Consider the following 20,516-nt stretch of genomic DNA (forward strand, 5'->3'; position numbering starts at 1 on the left):
TTACTCCTCCTTCGCTTTCTGCTGCGCCACAGCCTGTTGACGCTCACGCTTCAGCTTTTGCAATACCAGCAGCGCTTCTGCGTATTTGCGTTCGGTAGCATCTTCAGAGCGCCGGTCAGGACGTTTACCACCATGGGTCTTTGACCATAGCTGGATCTTGGGGAACAAAGCCAGTGCTTCATCCGGGGTGATCTGGATGCGAGTGGCAGCAATGCTGTCGGAAATGAGTCGTAGCACATTGGGAGTAACAGATTTCGACAGCACTTCAAAAGCACGTTGGAAGGGATTGACGCTATCAATCAGGTTGATGTGGATGTCGTCAATGTTGACGAATTTTTCACCCATACGCACGAAGCGTTTGTCCCCAACTTCGCGTACTTCACCATTTTTGATCACTGAGTCCACCACCACGTGTTGACGAACTTCTTCTACTTCTGTTTCGGTTAGGTCTGGGTAACGGTCACGAATAATCTTCGGGATGAGTACCTTGTTAGTGGTTTCGGCATCTAAGCTTCCGGCAGCAGCACGGACGAACATGTCGTCTTGAAGAATGTTTGCTTTCAAATCGTTCAAGTCAGCGGTGACGATTTGTCGCACACGGTCAGTGGAAGGCTCTTTGAACCCGCGAATCCGTAGCTTTCCTGGCTCATTCTCATCATCGTCGCTGCGTTTGGTTTTGAACTCAAAGTTTTGTGCCAATACTTGTTCCATAAGTAAAGACGCGGTAATGGCTTTGAGCATGTTGTTGACTGTTACCGTGACTTCAGCTTGTGAAGCGTCGGGTTCAGCGATAAGGTTCGTGAACTGTGCGCGGGGCTTGCCTTCGCAGTCACGGGTAACGCGCCCGATTATCTGAATGATTTCAGTTAGAGAAGCACGGTAGCCCACTGTCAGGGCATGCTCTGCGAAAGGCCAGTCGAAGCCTTCCTTGGCCATGCCCAGCGCAATGATGATGTCCACCCCATCACGCTCTTGAGAAGCCACTGTGGAAAGGTAATGCAGCGTTTCAGCACGAGCTTTCTGGTCAGTGTCATCCACCAAGTCGGCGACCCGCAGGATTTGCCCGTTGTCGCGGCGGCGAACCTCAATGATCCCCGTATTCGGGTCGGTGCGTTCGACAACCCCAATGGCGTCTAGAAGGAAGCCTACTTCTTCCAGCTTGTCCTTGGTGGATTCACCGGAGTTCACATTCGGAATGTGAATGATGGTTTTCTTATCCAGATCCAGCACTTCATTGATGGCTTCGGTGTAGCGTCCTTGGTAGAAGTGGTGGCCGATCCCTAGAGCTTTGAGGAAGCGGTAGCCGTTGAGCTGGTCGTAATAGTTGAAGGTTACGGGGGTGAACTTCGCTTCGTCTGCCGGGGACAGCACCGGTACTGAGTCGCCCCGGAAATATGAGCCGGTCATCGCGACGATATGAGCATCGGAGCCGGCCATAATGTCATGCAGCAGCGTCCCTAGCCGGCTGGCTTCCAGATCAGCTGACACATGGTGAAATTCGTCGATCGCCAGTACTGTGCCGTTGAATGCCTCTGGTGCTAGTTTTTCGAATGCAAAACGTAGGGTGGCGTGCGTGCAAATGAGCACCGGGTCACTGCTTTGAAGGAAGTCAACGAATGCGTTAACTTTTGATTGTGACGAGCCTGGTGTGCACAGATTATTCTTGTCTGGCACTTCCCAGTCAGCAAAAAATCCATGCTCGGTGAGTTTCGTGGGGGCAAAAGACGCACCGATGGAACGCTCTGGCACCGCCACAATCACCTTTTTTCGCCCCTGGTTGTACAACTTGTCCAGGCCCACAAACATCAGAGCACGTGATTTACCCGATGCCGGTGGCGCCTTCACCAAAAGATACTGGCGGGCACGTTGCTCAAAGACACGCCGCTGCATTTCACGCATGCCCATAGCGTCAGTATTTACCGAGGTACCGTCTTGGGCATACGACACATCAACAATATTCGTGAATTCTTCAATTTTGGGGCTCATGCCTGCACCTTCCTGCTACGACGAGGCTTTTTAGTCGGTTTTACGGCTTCCAACTGAATCCGCTCTTCTTCAATCAACTGCTCATACAAAGCAAAAAGCATACTGAGCCGTTCTTCATCAGATTCAAAGGGCTTCTGACGGTAAATACGATCGACTGCTACATCGATGGCCGCGTGTGCTTCCCTGAGATCAAGTGGCATCCTATCTGGATCGTAAAGTTCAGCCAGCGTGCACTCACAGTAATATTCGCGAACATCCAACACCCGAAAGGCCAGCTCTGTCAGGTTCTGCTTAACGTGTTCGCTCAGGGGCGGGACGGGGAAATTGTTGTACACAATCGTGTTCGAATAGCGGTAGTCAGTCTTCATTTTCCCGCCTACAGCGCGCGTCCACACCATGTGTATCCGAGACGTCAGCAAAGCAAATAGCCACGGCTGCGCGTCATAAACCGCATAAGCAGAATCCGAAATAACAGTGTCTGAACCCAAATAGCCTATCGGAATATACTCGCGCCGCTCAGACGATACCCTCGGTACAATAATCGAATCAGTTGGCTTGTAGCGAGGCTCTGCAAACCTATAAGGCACATCTTCCAGAGCTTGGGTTGCTTGTTTCTTGCTTGCTAGCCGCGATTCGGATACCAGTTTAAATCTTCTTTTGAGTTCAGCAATTCCAGCTGCAGCAGATACCTCATCATCCTGAACCCAAATACAATGACGTAATTTTCCATTGATAAACTCATTTGAGCCACAATATTTTTTTATAAAACGAGCAGCCTCAGGTTGCATGGCAAGCAAATCCCGACACTCTTGTTCCGAAAGTATTAGATGACCACCATCTGTTGGTTTTGAACCGAAAAGCATTTGAGGCATAAATCTAGCAATTGGTTTAGGACGAGAAGTCACAACAACATTAGAATTGTCAGACAAATACGGGCTAATGTTTTTAACCCTGACGCGCAAATCATCCTGGAATAGAAACTTTGCGGCGCTAGATGCGTTCCTTAAACTCATGACCACGACACTGACACCAGCATTGTGCTTGGCATTGTTTTGCCACTTAAATGACGTGTAGGCGTAGCCAATTTCAATTCCCATTTCAAAAATTGAAGGAAATAATAGTCCGACATGCTCACCTTGAGTGATGGAGTTAGTTGTTACAAACGCCAGTCGCGCCTCAGTACCCTTGATATATTGAGCACCTTTAATAATCCAAAGTGTTACATAGTCGAGCTTTTTTGAGAATGGCTGATCTTTGAATACGTGAATGAAGTCAGCTTTTTGAGTGGAATCCTGCATTGAACTTCCCACGTAGGGAGGATTGCCAATAAGGTAGAGCTCATCGCGTCCGTTGTTAGGGCAGACTTCACTCCACTCAATGCGGGCAGCGTTACCGGCACGGATATGGCCGGTTTCTTTCAAAGGAATCAGAGGGATGGAGGTACCAAATTTCTCCTTGAACTCTTGATTCATTTGATGCTTAGCAATCCACAAGGACAGAATTGCCACCTCAACAGCGAAATCATCAATTTCGATGCCGAAGAAGTTTTCAATGCTGATCTTAGAATCCGTGAACAATGTGGCGTATGCGGGGTTCAGGTCTGCTAATCGCTCTAAGATCGAATGCTCAAGTTTGCGAAGTTCCTTGTAGGCAATAACTAAAAAATTCCCAGATCCACACGCAGGATCGAAAACCTTGATTTGAGAAATGCGCTCTAATAGTTTTTCGAGTTGTTTTGCTTTGTCATAGTTTGCATCAAACTCTTCGCGTAATTCATCCAAGAAGAGGGGCTCTATGGTTTTGAGAATGTTTGGCACCGAGGTGTAGTGCTGTCCCAGGTCAGATCTTTTTCCCGGGGTAACGATTGCTTGAAACATAGAGCCGAAAATATCGGGGTTGATTTCCTGCCAAATCAACTTGCCAAGGTTAATAAGCATCGTGCGGGCCTGTTTCGTAAAAACAGGAACTGTAAGGGATTGATCTTTTGAAAACAAGCGCCCGTTGACGTAGGGGAAGGCTTGTAAATGTGAGGGCTTATCTTCGGGAGTTGCAGTATCAAGCGCTTCAAATAGATCGGTTAAAAACTCTTGGGTATCAGAGCCGTCTTCTAAAGTTTGCGAACCAACTGCGTTGGTGAATTGATTTGGCGCGAAAATCCCCGTGTCCTCAGCGAAGTAGCAAAACAACAATCGGGTGAAGAATACGTTGAGACCGTGGCGACGTTCCGGATGATCCAAAAGCTCTGGGTTTGCGTGCAGTAGTTCATCGAAGAGTTTGCCCATCTGCTCTGCTGCTTTGACATCAGCGTGCGCTTCGGCCACATACTGGGTTTTTTCCATACCCGCCCACGGCAGGAAGAACGTGAAATGCTTGGCGATATCTCGCAACGGAATAATCAAATTCTCGCCTGTTTTCATATCCCACGCGAGCATCTCGACATAATCGGTCACTATGATGAAACGCGGGGTATAACGCTTCACGTGCGCTGCTGTGCGCAAACGTTCAATCTCCAACAATAGGTCTACGGAATCATCTGGCGACTCCTTAAAGTAGACTACATTCTTCTGGGCAACCTCACAAACCGGGTCTTCAGCAACATTGATAGCTCCAGAACGAAGCCGCGTAATACTGCTCTTCGGCTTTCCATAAGCGAGCAAGAGATCATAGATGAACTCACGGTCATAATAGTCATGGTTACCCAAAGGTTTGACGCGTTCTTCAATCGCTTTAAGGTTTAGCCGAGCCATATTTCAAATCTCCACATGCTTATCTTCTACTGCTTTCCAAATCATCAGATTCCCGAAGGCATATCGTGGCTGCATTGGGACGTATCCAAGCAAGTGCCTCTCGCTAGCGAATCAGGAGACTTGATGTCGGATGTTTCAAAAAGGTCTTCGACGCCGCATTCGAGTGCTGTGGCGATGCGTAGCAGCACTTCGGTGGTGACATTGTCCCCACGTCCAAGTTTGGCGATGGTGGCGGCACTTACTCCGGCGGTTTCTTGGAGTTGTGTCTTGTTCATTCCCTTGTCTATGAGGAGTTTCCATAGGGGGTTGAAGTTAAGAATTTTTGTGCTCATTGTGCTTCCTGTTCTAGCTTGTCGCGGAAATCGTCGTCTGTCATTCCGGGGATGAATCCGTATCGGGTGTCGTCTTGACGTTCGGTGAAGTGGATAAGGGTAGCCCGATCTTTCCAGGGGACTTCTTGGGCTTCTGTCTCATCGGCCTGCTTGAAGGCGTCGCGCAGGTTTTCTGGCACTGTTTGCTCACACACTGGGCAAGTGGATAGCACCGGGTGCTGTCCGAACAGCATGCCGCCGTCACGAGCGAACTCTAGGCGCTCAAGTTTTACTGCCTCAATGCGGGTCTGGGCAAGTAGATCAGCAGGGAGGAACTCGTATTTATCAACTTGTTTTTTACGCTCCTCAAGGTTCTTGGCTGCATCCCGGTGCAGTTGCTGGTAGTAGTTTTGCAGGACCTTGTTTTGGGCTCGCTTGTTATCCGTGGCGGATTCTGCACGTTCTAAAACAGCAACCGTGTCATCTTTCAGACCCATGTCGAAGATCTCGCATGCGAACGTGCCCAGGTTTCGGGTGCCTTTCATGTTTTTCCTGAGCGCATCAAACACTTTTTTGAACCTTGCCTCGTAGGTCACAGCACCCTCCTTCCCGGCTGATCCATCGCAATCCATCGCTACTCATCGGCAGACCACCGCTCAGCGACACCCACTTTTCTACCGTGGATATCGAAGCAAACAGCACAGCTAAAACGAGAACCGTACTATCGGCCTCATTCTAGCTAAAATCTTCAGTTTCGCCGTGACTTTCTTCAGGAACACAAAACAGAACCAGGCGATGTCGAAAGGAGGTGTAAACGGGCTCTTCGGATTTGGGCGGGGTTTAGGGGTAGATAGTGTTGAGGATTCTCCAGAAGGAACTTGGCCTGGCGATAGTCCATCCGAGTTTGGATTGTCAATAGGTTGTCGTATTTCATGGCCTCGGCTCCTGTCTTTGCGTCACGTACATGCACGCTCTAATCAGGGCTAATAGCAAGTCGTAGACGGCGGAGTCTTTAGCAGTTGCCGTAAAAACTGTGGCTTATAAAAATGAGAGCCACCTGTGGGACTCGAACCCACGACCGTCCGCTTACAAGGCGGGTGCTCTACCAACTGAGCTAAGGTGGCGCGTCCCATAGTCTGTCATGAACAGACCACGGGAAACAAATTGAAACCCCTCTATGAGACGAGTTTCATTATTTTTTGACCTCAAGGGCAGCGCGAACAGAATCCAATAATTCCGCACCAGTCTTACCTTGCAGCTTCACAGCTTTTCCGTGAGCAACAAATTCTGGTGTACCTAAACCAGCGCGGCCTTCTACCGTTGCTTCACGCCATGCTTGCGAAGCCACATCCAGATAATGGTCAGCCACAGACCCATAGGGGAAGGTACCGATCACATCAGCGGAAATCCCTACTTGCTCAGCGATTTTTTTCACCTGCTGGTAGGAGGCATCAGCATCGTTTACTACATGCCCTTTACCGTTGTCATACTGCGACTTAAAGTAAGCCATTAAAGCATGGTGGAAATCAGCCCAACGCTCAGGAGCCTTTTGTGCAACTACTAACGAAGCAGCAGTTGCCGCATGTTGATAGGCCATATCGACTGTGCGAACTGAGCGATACTCAATGTTATATTCCCCTTTATCGGCGCCTTCAGTTAGTTCTTTACCGAAAAGAGCATCCACGTTAACGCAAACGTGGCAGGAATAGTCGAAATATTCCACAAGAGTAGGAATAGAATCATCCACCTGACCTACGCCTTTATGCGAGTAAAGGATAGGCTCACCCTCGGCAAAAGTACCGAAAACTGACACGGGGTCCACATTACGTGCCGCACGCTCAGCAGATACTTTCTGGCCGATGACAACAGCTACCGCAGCAGCGATACCTAAAACCACAACAAGCACAACGGAAATAATCGTTATCTTGATTCGGCGATCTTTACGTGCTTGTTCTGCGCGCATTTGTTGCGCCTTCAAACGCACGGAATCTTGTGAAGAAGTCTCTTTTGCCATGACAAACACCTTTAATCAGATGAGTGAAATATAGATAAACAGTAGCGGCCCTTGTAAGGAATCGCGCGATAACATCAGCCGCCTGTTATCACCATCCATAAAGCTCCTGTGGCAAGGATAACTAAAATAACAGCTATGGCTCTGGCCCACCATGCAGGTAGGAAAAACTGGAAAACGCAAGCTGATCCGCGTCGCAGGTGGCGTGAGGTAGGGAAAACCCACAGCAGGAAAAGGAAAAACCACACTAAGAAAACGATGATAAGGAACATCGGCGGTGCGCTCACCCACGAATCTGTCCCTAGGTTTCCTTGCGCCGATGTCACCACATCCCACGGCCACGTGATTTCAGGCACATGCAGGATTTTCCATTGTCCTATGTGGATAACTCCTATCCCGCGTGCATGTGTGCGCAGATATTCATAGATGAGGCGCCACAGCCCAGCTGTCACAATCCCCGATATTAAAGCTGCCGCACTTAAAGAGAGGACGACCTCCACCAATTTCAGCGGTGACATGAAAAAAAGTGCCCACATGTCATTCCAACGCAATACCCCGTGACGGGCGCGACGACGTTCTCGACCATCGTGGATGGCCCCCATCATTCCCAGGCACACAAGAGCGCAAACGACAACGAATAATCCTGCGGCCCCAGCTATGACAGGAACCGTCGCAATAAGCAGTAACGATGCCACGCTCAAGGCATGTGCTGGCCGTGGAGCACGGGGAGTATATGGTTGTTCGTTTTCCTGCGGTGTAAAAATACTTTCCTCGTAGGATCCCCCCATTGCCCTGTCATTGCTATACACGCCTTTGTTGTCGCTATGCGTATCCTGTAATAGTTCCTGAGGCGGATACGTTCCTTCCACCGGCAAGGCGGCTGTAGGCAGCAAGGGCCTCTCGTGCCTGTGCAGGGTTTCCGTGGCCCCCATGATACTTGCAGGGTCTGTGCCTTCCTTAGGGTTTGTGGCTCTTGATTCAGCTGTTTGTGACGCTCTGTAGTCCTCTTGGTGAGTTCTCTGGGGATTTTCGAGGAGCGGGGTTGTAGCCCCAGCAATCTCATAGGGCGATGATGAGTGAAGGGCAACGGTGGCTTCTGATCTTGAGTCCGGTTCTGGAATTTGCGTCCTATCATGAGGGTCAGGGGTACGTGTCTCATACGCATCTAAGGGGGCACTCATTGGTAATGCGAGCGTTTGAACGACAGAGGAAGGCGCAGGGTGCGGGCATGTACGCGCGTATTTTTCTATAGCTTCAACAAGGGCGTGCGGCGCTGGGCGTGTCCTCAGTTCTGGCGATAATGCTTCCATGAAATAAGGGACCAATTCCGTAGGTAGCCCCCGCACATCTGGTGTTCCTTTCATGACTTGAGCAAGGACGTGCGCTGAATTTCCGCGACCAAAAGGAGGTTGCCCTGATAATGCGTATAAAAGAGTGGCGGCGAAAGCCCACCAATCGCTTGCAGGGTTCGCAGGTTGCCCGCGCAGAAGCTCAGGGGCCGTAAAACCAGCCGTCCCTGAGATTAAACCTGTTTGTGTGAAGCGAGTATCGTCCTCACTCAATGCGATACCAAAATCAATAAGAACAGGTCCGTGTGGCGAATAAATAATATTTGAGGGCTTCACATCGCGGTGAACAATTTTGGCCGTGTGGATACGGCATAAAGTGTCATAGAGGCCCCGGCTCAGTGCAGCAACATCAGTGACAGGTAGCGGTCCTCGCGTCAATATTTCAGCAAGGGAAGGACCTTCGATCAGTTCAGAAACCACGAAAGGCTGGTAGTCATCCACCTCAATGTCGAGCACATGAGCAACCCCGCCACCGCGTACAGCATTGACCAGACGTGCTTCACGTACGAGGCGCGCCCGTGCTTCGTCCGTGGCTGCCAAAGCCGGATGCAGCATTTTGAGGGCGACTTTTTGGCCGCCTTCATCTTCGGCGCACCACACTGTACCTGCGCCGCCTATGCCTAGGCGATGCAACAGGCGATAGCCTCCTACATACTGCGAAACACTCACCTGAACAGACTAACGCAGGAAAAGCTTCCGGGCCGGTGACACGTGCATGAAAGGGTACTCCTTGTGTTTGCCCTGAGTGCTCCTATGCATATGGGCCGATGCATCGACGAAGCTGCTACAGCTAGAGCCAAAGATGACTGTTCCTATGCATATGGGTCGATGAGTCAGTATGCCCCCTTTCTGCGTCATTCTGTCTTGCGTCAAAATTTCACGATCTATTCCCGGCATCTTTTATTGACGCACCTCACCCCGTGCGGCACCGGCGACACCGGCAACACCGGATGTAGCACTCATTCCACGATTATGGGTGGCTTTTCAGGGAAACAAATGATAGATTCACTATGTACGTGTGCAGACAATATCGTTTACGCATGTTCCACATTGGTGAAGACGCTAATGTGTCCCCACTCGGATCGTCCGGCACGTACCTGCCGGTGGAGGAGAACGTTATGGCAACCGTAACTTTCGAGAAAGCAACCCGTATTTACCCGGGTTCTGACAAACCCGCTGTTGATAGCTTGGATCTTGAAATCGCCGATGGTGAATTCCTTGTCCTTGTTGGCCCATCTGGATGCGGCAAATCCACGTCTTTGCGCATGCTCGCAGGTTTAGAGGACGTGAACTCTGGTCGTATTTTGATTGGCGATCGTGATGTGACTGATGTTCAGCCAAAGAACCGTGACATCGCTATGGTTTTCCAGAACTACGCGCTGTACCCGCATATGACTGTCCGCGAAAACATGGGCTTCGCACTGAAAATTGCTGGTACTCCGAAAGACGAAATCAAGCGTCGCGTCGATGAAGCAGCAAAGATTCTTGACTTGGAACCCTATTTGGATCGTAAACCTAAGGCGCTTTCTGGCGGCCAGCGTCAGCGTGTCGCTATGGGACGCGCTATCGTGCGTAAGCCGCAAGTGTTCCTTATGGATGAGCCTTTATCGAACTTGGATGCGAAGCTTCGTGTGCAAACCCGTACTCAGATTGCTTCTTTGCAGCGTGAACTCGGTGTCACAACCGTGTATGTTACTCACGACCAAACGGAAGCTCTGACTATGGGTGACCGTATCGCGGTTCTTGCTGGCGGTATTTTGCAGCAGGTCGGCACGCCTCAGGAAATGTATGAACGTCCCGCTAATGAGTTCGTTGCAGGTTTCATTGGTTCGCCTGCGATGAATCTTGGGAAGTTCGATGTGGAAGGTAACGTCGCAAAGCTTGGTCCTGCTCGCATCCCGTTGTCAGAGGCCACTTTAGCCGCACTCACACCTGAAGATGGTGGGCAGATCACCATTGGTTTCCGCCCTGAAGGACTTGAAGTTGTTCCTGAGGGAACAGAGAACACCATTCCAATCGAAGTTGATTTCGTTGAGGAACTGGGGTCTGATGCCTACGTGTACGGTCACCTTGCAGGTTCTGCTGAGGGCTTAGGTTCTGGTAGCGAGGGGAGCGCTAAGCAGCTCATCGTGCGTGTTCCTCCGCGTACAGCTCCTGACCGTGGTGGCGTTATTCATACGCGTATTCGTGAGGGACAGCAGCACAACTTCAGTGCAGCTACCGGTGTGCGTTTACCTGAGTAAGTATTTCCAGTAACCTGCACGCATGTCGGGTTATACATATTCGCAGCGTCGGCTTTATCTACGGGTAGGGCCGACGCTCGTTATTTTCTGGTTGAGGGTGAGCTTTTCTTTTCTCCCACATACGCACATACTGTCCGCCGCCCTCAAAAATGAGAGAATAAGCCCATGCTTCACGCTTTGGAGATTACGGCTTCCACCGTTGATCCAGCACTCCTTGATCTTCCGTGGGAACTTCCATTAGAGGACTGGCCTGCTGATATCCTCGCAGCCTTGCCACGTGGATTATCACGACATGTGGTACGTTTTGTTCATTTATCTGACCGAGTGATCGCTGTCAAAGAAATCGGTGAAACGGTAGCTCATAAGGAGTATGAGCTCCTGCGTGATCTGTCGCGCCTACAAGCCCCCTCAGTCCTACCAACTGCGGTTATCACCGGGCGAACAGATGCGCAGAATGAGGAGCTTCCCGCAGTCCTAGTGACAGAGCATTTGCAGTTTTCTTTGCCTTATCGCGCTCTTTTTAGCAAGTACATGACTGAGGACACGGCGACACGTCTCATTGACGCGCTTGCGGTCCTATTGGTGCGTTTGCATCTGCTTGGCTTTTATTGGGGCGATGTTTCTTTGTCGAATACTTTGTTTCGTCGTGATGCGGGTTCTTTTTCTGCGTATCTTGTTGATGCGGAAACCGGGGAGCTTCACCCTGAAGGCCTCACAGAAGGCCAACGCACTTATGACGTTGATCTGGCGCGTATCAACATCATTGGGGAGCTTATGGATTTGCAAGCAGGGTCCTATTTTCCTTCAGAGGATGATCCCATTGAGGTCGGTGACCGCATCCGAACTCGTTACAATGAACTGTGGAATGAGCTTACCGCAGAAGAATCTATTTCTGTGGATCAGCGTTGGAAAGTTCAAGACCGCATTGAACGCTTGAATCGTTTAGGTTTTAATGTCGGTGAGTTGCAAATTAAGTCTGATCGCGATGGTCGCCATATCGTTATCCAGCCGAAAGTTGTGGATGCAGGTCATTATCATCGTCGCCTCATGCGTTTAACTGGTTTGGATGTGGAAGAACAGCAAGCTCGGCGCATGTTAAATGATTTAAAAACTTACCGCGCAGTCACTGAGCAATTGGATAGGCCTTTGGAACTGGTTGCGCATGAGTGGATGCGACATGTGTATGAGCCGGTTATTTCCGCTATCCCACCGCAGCTTGCCGCTAAGCTGTCGCCCGGCCAAATCTTTCACGAGTTCTTAGAGCACCGCTGGTTTCGCGCACAAAATGCCGGTCACGATTTACCTTTGGAAGATGTGATTTCCTCATATGTGAATTCTGTGCTCCCAATGAAACGTGACGAAGCTGTGCTGCTTGATTCTGGCGCTGATACGACTTTTGAGATGTCAGCTGTTCACCTTGAAGATGAACCGATTGATGGAATGCTTGGGCACGCTGATGCGTCAAACGATCCAGAGGCTTCACCTGATTCAGGTTCGTGGGCGCAGGAAGCCCCTCAACCGCGTATGCGTTTTGTTCCCGGTTTAGGCCTGTTACCCGTATATGAGTAAAGACCCAAAACCACTTACTTGACAGTTGCACCGCGTGTGACAATGATAATTTCCACTGTTGAAAAGGAGTTTTGATGACTAGCTATCCACGTATTTTTGCCCATAGAGGAGCTTCCTCCCTAGCCCCAGAAAACACTATTGCCTCCTTTGCGAAAGCTATGGAGATCGGTGCTCGCCGTTTTGAATTTGATGTTGACGTGATGGGTGATGGCACGTTGTTAGTCATTCACGATGACACGTTAGATCGGACAACAAGCGGCACAGGCGGATACTACGACAAGGGCTATTCTGATTTGCGTCGTTTAGATGCTGGCCGTTGGTTCTCTGACGTGTATCGTTTTGAGCGTGTCCCTGAGTTGGCTGATGTGCTCACTTTCGGGCAGCGCCAATCAATGATGATGAATATGGAGATTAAGCCCTGCTTTGGTGGTATGGCTTTGCGTGATAAGTTGCTGGAAAACTTAGTTGTTGCGGTTAAAGATGTTGATGTTGAGCATTTCCTTGTGTCCTCATTTGACCATGACATGCTCGCGCGTTTCCATCGTGAGCGTCCTGATATTGCTCTTGGCTGGCTTTTTGCTCGTGAAAATCAGCCTGGCCCTACGTGGCAAGAAGGTGCGGCAGAGCTGGAGTGCCGTGCTATTCATCCGGATGTGAATGGTTTAACGCAGGCTGAGGTGCATGAAATGCATGAGGCAGGTTTCCAAGTGAATGTGTGGACTGTGAATACTCTTGAGAAGGCTGCGGAGCTTGCCTCGTGGGGGGTTGATGGTATTTTCACTGATCGTCCGCAAGATTTTCCTGCTGAGGCACTTGCACGCTAGCTGCTGCGGTAAAGCAAGGGAACTTTACCTTTCAGCGTAACCCCGTGTTATTGGGGCGCGTCGTTGATTACACCTAGCTGATTGCGCATAGTTGGCTATATCTTGCTGGCTGCGCGCAATTCTTACGTGATAACAACCGCCTAGGTATCAATCTCACTGTTGCTCAGCAAATGTGGCATATATGCGAAAAAGCGGGTGGTTACCTTCCATGTGGAAGGTAACCACCCGCGGTATGCCTAGACAAGATCATGTATGACTTGTCAGAGCAGGGGCTTTTCAGCTATCAATGCGGCGACGTCGCACGATGCTGACACATGCCATTCCGAGCAGCGCAAGGCTCAGGCTGAGTAGTGTCGAGGCTGGTGATACACCTGTCCGAGCCAAAGACTTGCCGCCTTTACCATGAGTGCTTGGGGCAGGGGGTTCCGGTACGGGTGGTGTTGGCACCTGAGATTCTTCCACCAGCTTGTAGATGTACGTCACGTTAGTGTCGCCTTCTACAATCGTGCCGGTTTCCTTATCGCCTTCTTTGAGCCTGACCAGCTCGTACTTCTTACCGTTCTTCTCGATGATCTTCCGACGACGATCATTGGTGTCATAGGATTCGCCTACAGGCTTATCCATTTCGTCGGTGACATCCTCAGCAATCGGATTACCGTTCTCGTCAACGTAGTGAACGATTACGTTACCCGTTGGAACCAACTCGTAGATATAGGTGACCTCGGTAGTACCTTCAACAACTGTGCCGTTTTCTTTACCGACAGTTCGTTCAGGGATGAGCCTGTACAGCTTACCTTCGGAACGAATCGTACCCGGCTTGTGATCGTCAGTGTTGTAGGTCGTACCTGTGGAAACCAGAGGCATATCTTCCTCATCCTCAGCAATGGTTTTGCCGTCGGTGTCTTTGTAGTGAACGATAACGTTACCTTTGACTTCTTGATAGATGTAGACAACAGTCTGGAAGCCTTCTTTGACCATGCCGGTGGCAGGATCAGAGGATTCAAGGCGACCGTTTTTATCTACTGGGCCAACGGTGTAGTCGCTGCCAGCGGGCACGATCTTGTAGGTCTTGCCCTCAGGTGTGGTGATTTTCTCCAGACGATTATCAGTCAGGGTATCGTACTGCTTGCCAATCGGAGCATTCTTTTCATCGACAACTTCACGACTGATCTCATTGCCTTCAGTGTCCTTGTATTGGACGGTGACGAAACCAACTGGATCAGCAGGCTGAGGAGCGAGCTTGTACTCGTACGTTACCTCAGTGGTCCCTTCAGTGACGGTGCCTTCTTCCGGTTTACTGTCGGCTTTCAGGCCCACCAGCTCGTAGAGTGACTTTTCGCCGCTGACTGGATCGGTGTAGACGATCACCTCTGGCTTATGGTCTTTGGTGTCGTAGCCGGTACCAACGTCAGATTGTGGAGTGTCGATCACCTTGGCAGAGATAACCTTGCCAGTGCCTTGTTCAACGTAGTTGATGATGACGTCGCCTTGCGGTTTCACCTCACGGTAAATGTAGGTGACTGTCTGCTCGGTTTCCTTTACTTCACCAACGATCGGATCTGATTCCTTGAGGTGGTTGTTACTATCAACCCCACCTACCTTGTAGGTGCCTGCTGGAACCAGCTCGTACTTCTTGCCGCCCTTTTCAAGGGTTGCTGGCTTGAGTTCTTCCGTTGTGGCGTTGTAGGAATTACCTACCGGTTGTTCTTGAGCAGCAAACTTCGGATCAGCAATTTCATTACCGTCAATGTCCTTGTATGTGACCTTGACAGTTCCTTTTATTACTGGCTTTCTCAGCTTGTACACGTAGGTAACGGTTTGTTCATTTTCAGTGACTTTACCGGTTATCCCAGCGGAATCAACCTGATGACCGTCCTTATCGACCAAGCCAACAGTGTAATTACCGGCGGCAACCAGGTCGTAGGTGTTACCTTCCTTTTCAAGGGTTGCTGGCTTCAAAGTGTCGCCGGTTGCGTTGTAGTCGCTACCAATGGAGGCATCTGTGGCCGCGTTCTGTGGAGCGTGAATTTCAACGCCTTCCGTGTCCACGTAGGTGACCTTCACGTTGCCTTTGATTTCCTTGTAGACGTAGGTAACGGTCTGATCCTTTTCGGTCACTTTACCGGTTACCGCAGCGGATTCTTTCTTGTGACCGTTTTCTTCAACGTCACCTACTGCTGGGAAATTACTGGCTTCTGTAACGATCTTGTAGACCCTGCCATCGTCACCTGTGATTTTTTCTGGTTTCAAGGTGTCGCTGGTCGAGTTGTATTCGCTACCGATGGAGGCATCTGCAACTACGTCCTGTTTCGGTTTGATTGGAGTCCCCTCAGTACTGACGTAGGTGACTTCAACTTTGCCTTTGACTTCCTTGTAGACGTAGGTGATGACGGTTGTTCCTTCTTTCACCTTGCCGTCTTCAGGTCCGTCAGTTCGTGCTGAGACGAGTTCGTACACTTTGCCTTCAGCGGTGGTGATTTTATTTGGCTTGTTATCTGTGGTGTTGTATGCCGCACCTACCGAGGAAAGCGGCGTATTCATCACAGCTGCCGGATAATTCTGGTCTGCTGGGTCCGCGGTCTTATCGGCAGAAAGCTCACCGATCGTCAGGGTCCTCTCGGAACCGTCGAAGGTGCCGGTACCTGGGAGCGGATTGCCTTCAGTGTCGGTGTAGCGAACGATAACGTCGCCTTTCACTTCTTCGTACACGTAGGTAACGTCAAGAGTGCCTTCAGCTACGGTACCGGTTTCGTTGGCTGGTTTGGAAAGGAAACCAGTGGTGTTTGCCGGATCAGCAGTGGTCAGACGACCTGTTGCGTCGACAGTGCCAACGCCTGGGAGGTTACCCGCTTGTGCTACGCGCTTGTACACTTTACCGGTCTTGAGGTCGGTAATGGTGGGTTGCTTGTATTCGGTTGTGTCGTAATCGCTATCGAGTGCAGCGCCTGTGATGGCGGGGACCTCTTTGGCGATCACATTTCCTGCGGTGTCAACGTAGTGGACGACCACGTTACCTGTCTTTGCGGGTGTTTCTTTCACCTTGTAGTAGTAGGTGACAACGGTTGTGCCTTCAGCAACTTCACCGTTTGGCATACCAGCGGTGAGTGCTTCAACACGCTCATAAACTTTACCGTCTTTTTCAATGGTGGTTGGCCAGTTATCAGCGGTGTCATATGCTGTGCCGACAGATGAAGTTTCCGTGTTCTTTACTGCTGCCGGATAATCAGAATCTTTATCGGTGGTGCTGAGCGTATTGTCAGCCGATACTGTACCGATGGTGAGGGTCCTGTTTGATCCGTCGAATTTACCTACGCCGCCGCTGAGTGGGTTTCCGTTGTTGTCCATGTAGCGAACAACGACATCGCCTTTCACTTCTTTGTAGACATAGGTGACTTCTGTCAGAGGCTTTCCGACGGTACCGGATGGGGCGCCACCGGTAGCAGCGTCTGCACCAATCACGCCGTCTTTAAGGGAGGTTGTGAGGTTGTTGTCCGCGCCTACGGTACCCACAGTGTAGGTATCAGCTGGGGCGGGGCGGTAAACCTTCTTTTCCTTTGTGATTTTGTCTGACTTTGCTTCAGCAGTGTTGTATGGGGTTGTGTAAGACGCACCCGTGGTTGCTGTGAAGTCTTCGTTTATTTTGTTACCTTCAGTGTCAACGTAATGAACGATGACATCACCTGTCACCTCTGTATAAACATAGGTGACGACGCGATCGCCTGTGACAATGGCACCGTCAGGTGCAGCACCTGTTGGGTCGTTTTGGGCGATGATTTCTTTGATCCGCGAGATGGTGAGGTTGTGTTTTTCGCCGACTTCACCTACTGGCTGCGTGCCTTTTTCAACGAGCTTGTAGACTTTCCCGCCAGCGGTGATAGTAGCTGGACGCTTGTTGTCAGCGTCTGCGGTGGTGTCGTAGGCAGTGTCGATCGCTGCATTAACAGTGTCTTTGACAGGTTCTTTGATCTTATTGCCGTTGATGTCTACATAGTTGATTGTTACGGAGCCTTCAGCGCGTTCGTACACGTAGGTGACATGGTACGTGCCTTGAAGTACTTGACCTGTGGGGGTGGTGCCGTCGACGGCGTTGGCTGGCTTCAAAGTAGCTGCGTTCGCGTTGCTTTCTTTTACGGATAGCAAGTTGCTTTGCGCTAGAACGGTACCGAGGTTGTACTCACCTTCAGCAACACGTGTGTAGGTTTTGCCGTCTTTGGAACCGTTTGTGCCGTCGATTCTGGCGGGACGGTGCTGTGCGATAGTGTCGTAGGGTGAGCACACGTTACCTGCAGCGGCAGGAGTGCTCACGACTTCATCTTTGATGATGTTGCCGTCAGTATCGACGTAGTGAACAACAATTTCGCCCTGCTTGAGCACCTCAGGATTTCCAGCATTTGCCGGTGAAGCCTTGTATAGGTTGTTGGCCCCGTATTGCGCATTCCCACTGTTGGTGGGGTTTGGCATATTCAGTTTGTAACCGGTGTCAGATATTGTCGCAGTGGAGTTCTCGTTTGCATCCACAATGATGGCTTCATTGTATCCTTGGGCTCCTACATTCGTGCGGCTCCATTCTGTGACGCCACGATCGAAGTTGATGCCAAAGGTACCCATTTTTCCTTCAGGAACCTTAGAAGGGTTAAGTGTCCCCATGACAATGAAACCGGGTTGCGAGTAGTCACCGACGAATCGAACTGTCGCAGTTCGCTTATCGGCGCTGATGCGCTCGATGATGGCATACATATTGTCTGGGGTGACAAAGGCTGTGTGATCCGTTGAGTTACCGGTTTGTGCAGCATTGTTGAGGTCATAGGGCATGTAGTAAACCGGAAGCTTAGAGCCAACAATGTTGGAGTCAGCCCATGTCCATTGATTCGGGTTGGTTGTCTTCGGAGAAATCGTCGCAACAAAACCTTTGGGTAGGCCGCCGACTTCACCGTTGAACACGAGGACGCCATCAGAGTTGAAGTCCTTCATAAATTTGCGGTCGTTAATGTCTGTACTGAGCGTACGCGCATCGTATGAAAAGACATTCATACGAGCATAGGAACCGCTCCCATTGTTTCTGTCTGTGCGGGCGTAGCTCCTACTTGCTCCAACGCCGCTATTCCACGCTGGAACGTCGATGTTTTGCTCGGCCTGAGTCACTCCGTTAACCTGCACCAGGAATTTAATGGTTGTGTTCTTGGTATAGGCAATTGACTGCTGCGCATTAGCTAGAGTCGTCGTGATGTGTATATCTTTTAGGCCTTCAACGTTTTGGTTGAAGGTGATTTTGTATTTGAAGCCTTTGATTACTGGGTTATTGTCAGCAGAGATGTTAAAGCGTGTAGGATCGTCGGAATCCATTGCGCGGTAGTAATCACTGACATATTCTTCGCGTTCAACTGTTGCAATTGGAATCTGTTCACCGTTGACATCCACAGTAACAACGCGAGCGAATTCAATCGGTAGGTTCTGGCTGTAGACGTAAAGCCAGTCTCCAGGATGAATGGCATTCGCACCTTCTCCGGTGAATACCATTTCCATTGAGGCAGTTTTTGGCCTATTGACAGTAGGTGGCGTGTTCGTCGCTGTCGTTTCAAACCGCACTGTCGTTGTGGGTGTAATCTCTTTTGGCTGGTAAGCAGACAGGGGGTTACCTGCCGCGCAGGTCGCAGTAGGATCGCTATCGCTAGAGGCAGCAAATGTAACACTGCTTGCAGGTAGCACTAAAGAAGCGCCCAACAGCGAAGCTGTGAGCGCTGAAACTACGCCAACTCTAGCCGATCTATGCGAAGTATGGCGAGCTTTTTTGTTAACCATTACTTGCTCCATCTAACATGTACGTTTTCTGTCTGGGATTCAGCAGAAATACAATATTTGACTCTATAAGAACCACCCCCCCCCCCCGTCAAATTTTTTGGGGATTTTGTACAGAAAAATTCTTTTCTTTCAAGCGGAAAATACTATTCATTGTAAAAATCACATATTTTTATCAAAAGTAATTAAAGAATTATTCATAAATACAAAATATAAATATAAAATACCTGTGCCCCACCAACACTCCATCACACAAATAAACACACAACAGAAAAAACACCCTCACGCACCACAAACGGTGCGTGAGGGTGACGCTACATGCCCTCGCTTGAACTAGGAACGATCAACACGTTGTCGCACATACTTCGCTAAAAACAATTCAGCAACAGAATCCACCAACATAGCTGTTCCCGCTAAAGCTCCCACAACACTCCATACAGAACGCGGCTTACGGCTACGAGCAGCCCACGCAACCAAGCCAGCCCCTACAACAGCTTCCGCAGCCGCACCCGTCCGCACAATCCACGGGCGATCCAAATCTAAAGCACGATACGCAGCAAAACCTGGATGCACTACCGCTTCACGATCTTCCAACATCATGTCAACGCTACGACCAATTGCTTGCGAAATCCGCCGCGCCTCATAAACCCGCGCATCAGGCACCTCATCAAGAACAGACTCCCCTAAAAGGAAAGACGCAATCCCCCGCGGCAAGCCCAAAGCGCGCACCACCGCATACACAGATTCATCCCCACGCATACAAGCTGTCCTACGCAAAGCCTCAGCATCCGCATCTGGAACAAAAGCAGCAATCACATCAAGATCTAAACCATCACCGACCAGATCACGAATATCCACCGGAATAGAAGCAGCCTTACCTGCAGGAACACCTGTCAACACATGCTCCATACCCCACGTATAACTCACAGTACTTTCAAAATGGTCATCAAAGACGACGGAAGCATAAAGAGCGCCCTCACGTAAGGAAAGCGAAACAAGGGGCAGGGAACCAAAATTCCATCCAACTTTGTCCACAGGCATTTCCGTCAGCAAAGCACGACAATCCGAGCCCAGCTCAACAACACCCACATCACAGCCTTCAAGAGCCGCCAACACCGGAACAGAGGACAGCGGGGTACGCCCCACTTCGACAACACGAGTCCCCTCAGGCTCTATCCAGCCTTCATCATCCTCATCAAATAATTCAGGCATGTTGATTATCGGTTCGACTAAATAATCTGAACGGTAATCACCCGCGCGAACCTCAGCCTCAAAAAATTCAGCTAATTCATTCACGAACTGTTCGACAGGAGCACCAGCCTGCAAATCCTGCCCATCCGGTGTGACTACCGCGATCGCGCGATCTGAATTTTGAGCAAAACACACACCTAATAATTGCGGGGAAATCGGATACCACTCAATCTGTGAAAGGATGTGACGCTCATTAAGATACTCCACAACCATCTTCGGATCAGCGTGACGGCCGATCATGACACCTTCCACACGTTCCCAATTGTTCTCGGTCATCGTCGTCCTTTCAGAACATTCACTCATGCGACAACCCCAGCGTATCGGACTTGCCCCATGAATCACACTCTTATGCACAAGTGTTCACAGCCACATAACATAAGGCCCGCCGCATATGCGCGACAGGCCTTATGATACGTTGCATCACAACAC

Annotated in this window: 11 protein-coding genes and 1 tRNA gene; 3 read left to right on the forward strand and 9 right to left on the reverse strand. The window is 50.1% G+C overall.

The annotated features are described in order from the left end of the window. From LRP57_RS05770 to LRP57_RS05800, 7 genes are all read right to left on the reverse strand, one after another. A complete protein-coding gene (locus LRP57_RS05770; protein ID WP_231205590.1) occupies nucleotides 1-1,986 on the reverse strand; it encodes a DEAD/DEAH box helicase in 1,986 nt (661 codons plus the stop codon). After that, nucleotides 1,983-4,733, reverse strand: a complete 2,751-nt coding sequence (locus tag LRP57_RS05775) for a DNA methyltransferase (RefSeq protein WP_231205591.1) — start codon at nucleotides 4,731-4,733, stop codon at nucleotides 1,983-1,985. Before LRP57_RS05775 ends, LRP57_RS05770 begins: the two co-directional genes overlap by 4 nt. 44 nt (nucleotides 4,734-4,777) lie before the next feature. Continuing rightward, nucleotides 4,778-5,065 (reverse strand): helix-turn-helix domain-containing protein, encoded by a 288-nt coding sequence (locus LRP57_RS05780; protein WP_231205592.1) that lies wholly within the window; start codon nucleotides 5,063-5,065, stop codon nucleotides 4,778-4,780. Then, nucleotides 5,062-5,640, reverse strand: a complete 579-nt coding sequence (locus tag LRP57_RS05785; RefSeq protein ID WP_231205593.1) for a hypothetical protein — start codon at nucleotides 5,638-5,640, stop codon at nucleotides 5,062-5,064. The genes LRP57_RS05780 and LRP57_RS05785 overlap by 4 nt, the downstream gene beginning before the upstream one ends. Before the next feature lie 455 nt (nucleotides 5,641-6,095). Further along, nucleotides 6,096-6,168, reverse strand: a tRNA-Thr gene (locus LRP57_RS05790). A 68-nt stretch (nucleotides 6,169-6,236) separates the two neighbouring features. After that, a complete protein-coding gene (locus LRP57_RS05795; RefSeq protein WP_231205594.1) occupies nucleotides 6,237-7,058 on the reverse strand; it encodes a DsbA family protein in 822 nt (273 codons plus the stop codon). A 74-nt stretch (nucleotides 7,059-7,132) separates the two neighbouring features. After that, the gene (locus LRP57_RS05800; protein WP_231205595.1) at nucleotides 7,133-9,073 is read right to left on the reverse strand and encodes a serine/threonine-protein kinase; all 1,941 of its coding nucleotides are present in this window, start codon (nucleotides 9,071-9,073) and stop codon (nucleotides 7,133-7,135) included. 449 nt (nucleotides 9,074-9,522) lie between these two features. On the opposite strand from LRP57_RS05800, the gene LRP57_RS05805 reads away from it, so the two are divergent. From LRP57_RS05805 to LRP57_RS05815, 3 genes are all read left to right on the forward strand, one after another. Further along, on the forward strand, nucleotides 9,523-10,647 hold the full coding sequence (locus tag LRP57_RS05805) for an ABC transporter ATP-binding protein (RefSeq protein ID WP_231205784.1): 1,125 nt from the start codon (nucleotides 9,523-9,525) through the stop codon (nucleotides 10,645-10,647). A 165-nt stretch (nucleotides 10,648-10,812) separates the two neighbouring features. Further along, entirely contained in the window at nucleotides 10,813-12,216 is a 1,404-nt protein-coding gene (locus LRP57_RS05810) for a DUF4032 domain-containing protein (protein WP_231205596.1), read from the forward strand. Between the two features lie 74 nt (nucleotides 12,217-12,290). Further along, complete coding sequence (locus LRP57_RS05815) at nucleotides 12,291-13,040, forward strand: glycerophosphodiester phosphodiesterase family protein (protein ID WP_231205597.1); 750 nt, start codon at nucleotides 12,291-12,293, stop codon at nucleotides 13,038-13,040. A 276-nt stretch (nucleotides 13,041-13,316) separates the two neighbouring features. On the opposite strand, the gene LRP57_RS05820 is transcribed toward LRP57_RS05815, so the two are convergent. Together LRP57_RS05820 and LRP57_RS05825 are read right to left on the reverse strand one after the other, a co-directional pair. After that, nucleotides 13,317-18,839 carry a MucBP domain-containing protein gene (locus LRP57_RS05820; RefSeq protein ID WP_231205598.1) on the reverse strand — a complete coding sequence of 1,841 codons (5,523 nt, stop codon included), beginning with the start codon at nucleotides 18,837-18,839 and terminating at the stop codon, nucleotides 13,317-13,319. 330 nt (nucleotides 18,840-19,169) lie between these two features. After that, nucleotides 19,170-20,363, reverse strand: coding sequence for a hypothetical protein (locus LRP57_RS05825; protein WP_231205599.1), 1,194 nt, complete (start codon nucleotides 20,361-20,363; stop codon nucleotides 19,170-19,172). Nucleotides 20,364-20,516: the final 153 nt, after the last annotated feature.

The organism is Schaalia sp. lx-260, assembly GCF_021083645.1.
Lineage (GTDB): Bacteria > Actinomycetota > Actinomycetes > Actinomycetales > Actinomycetaceae > Pauljensenia.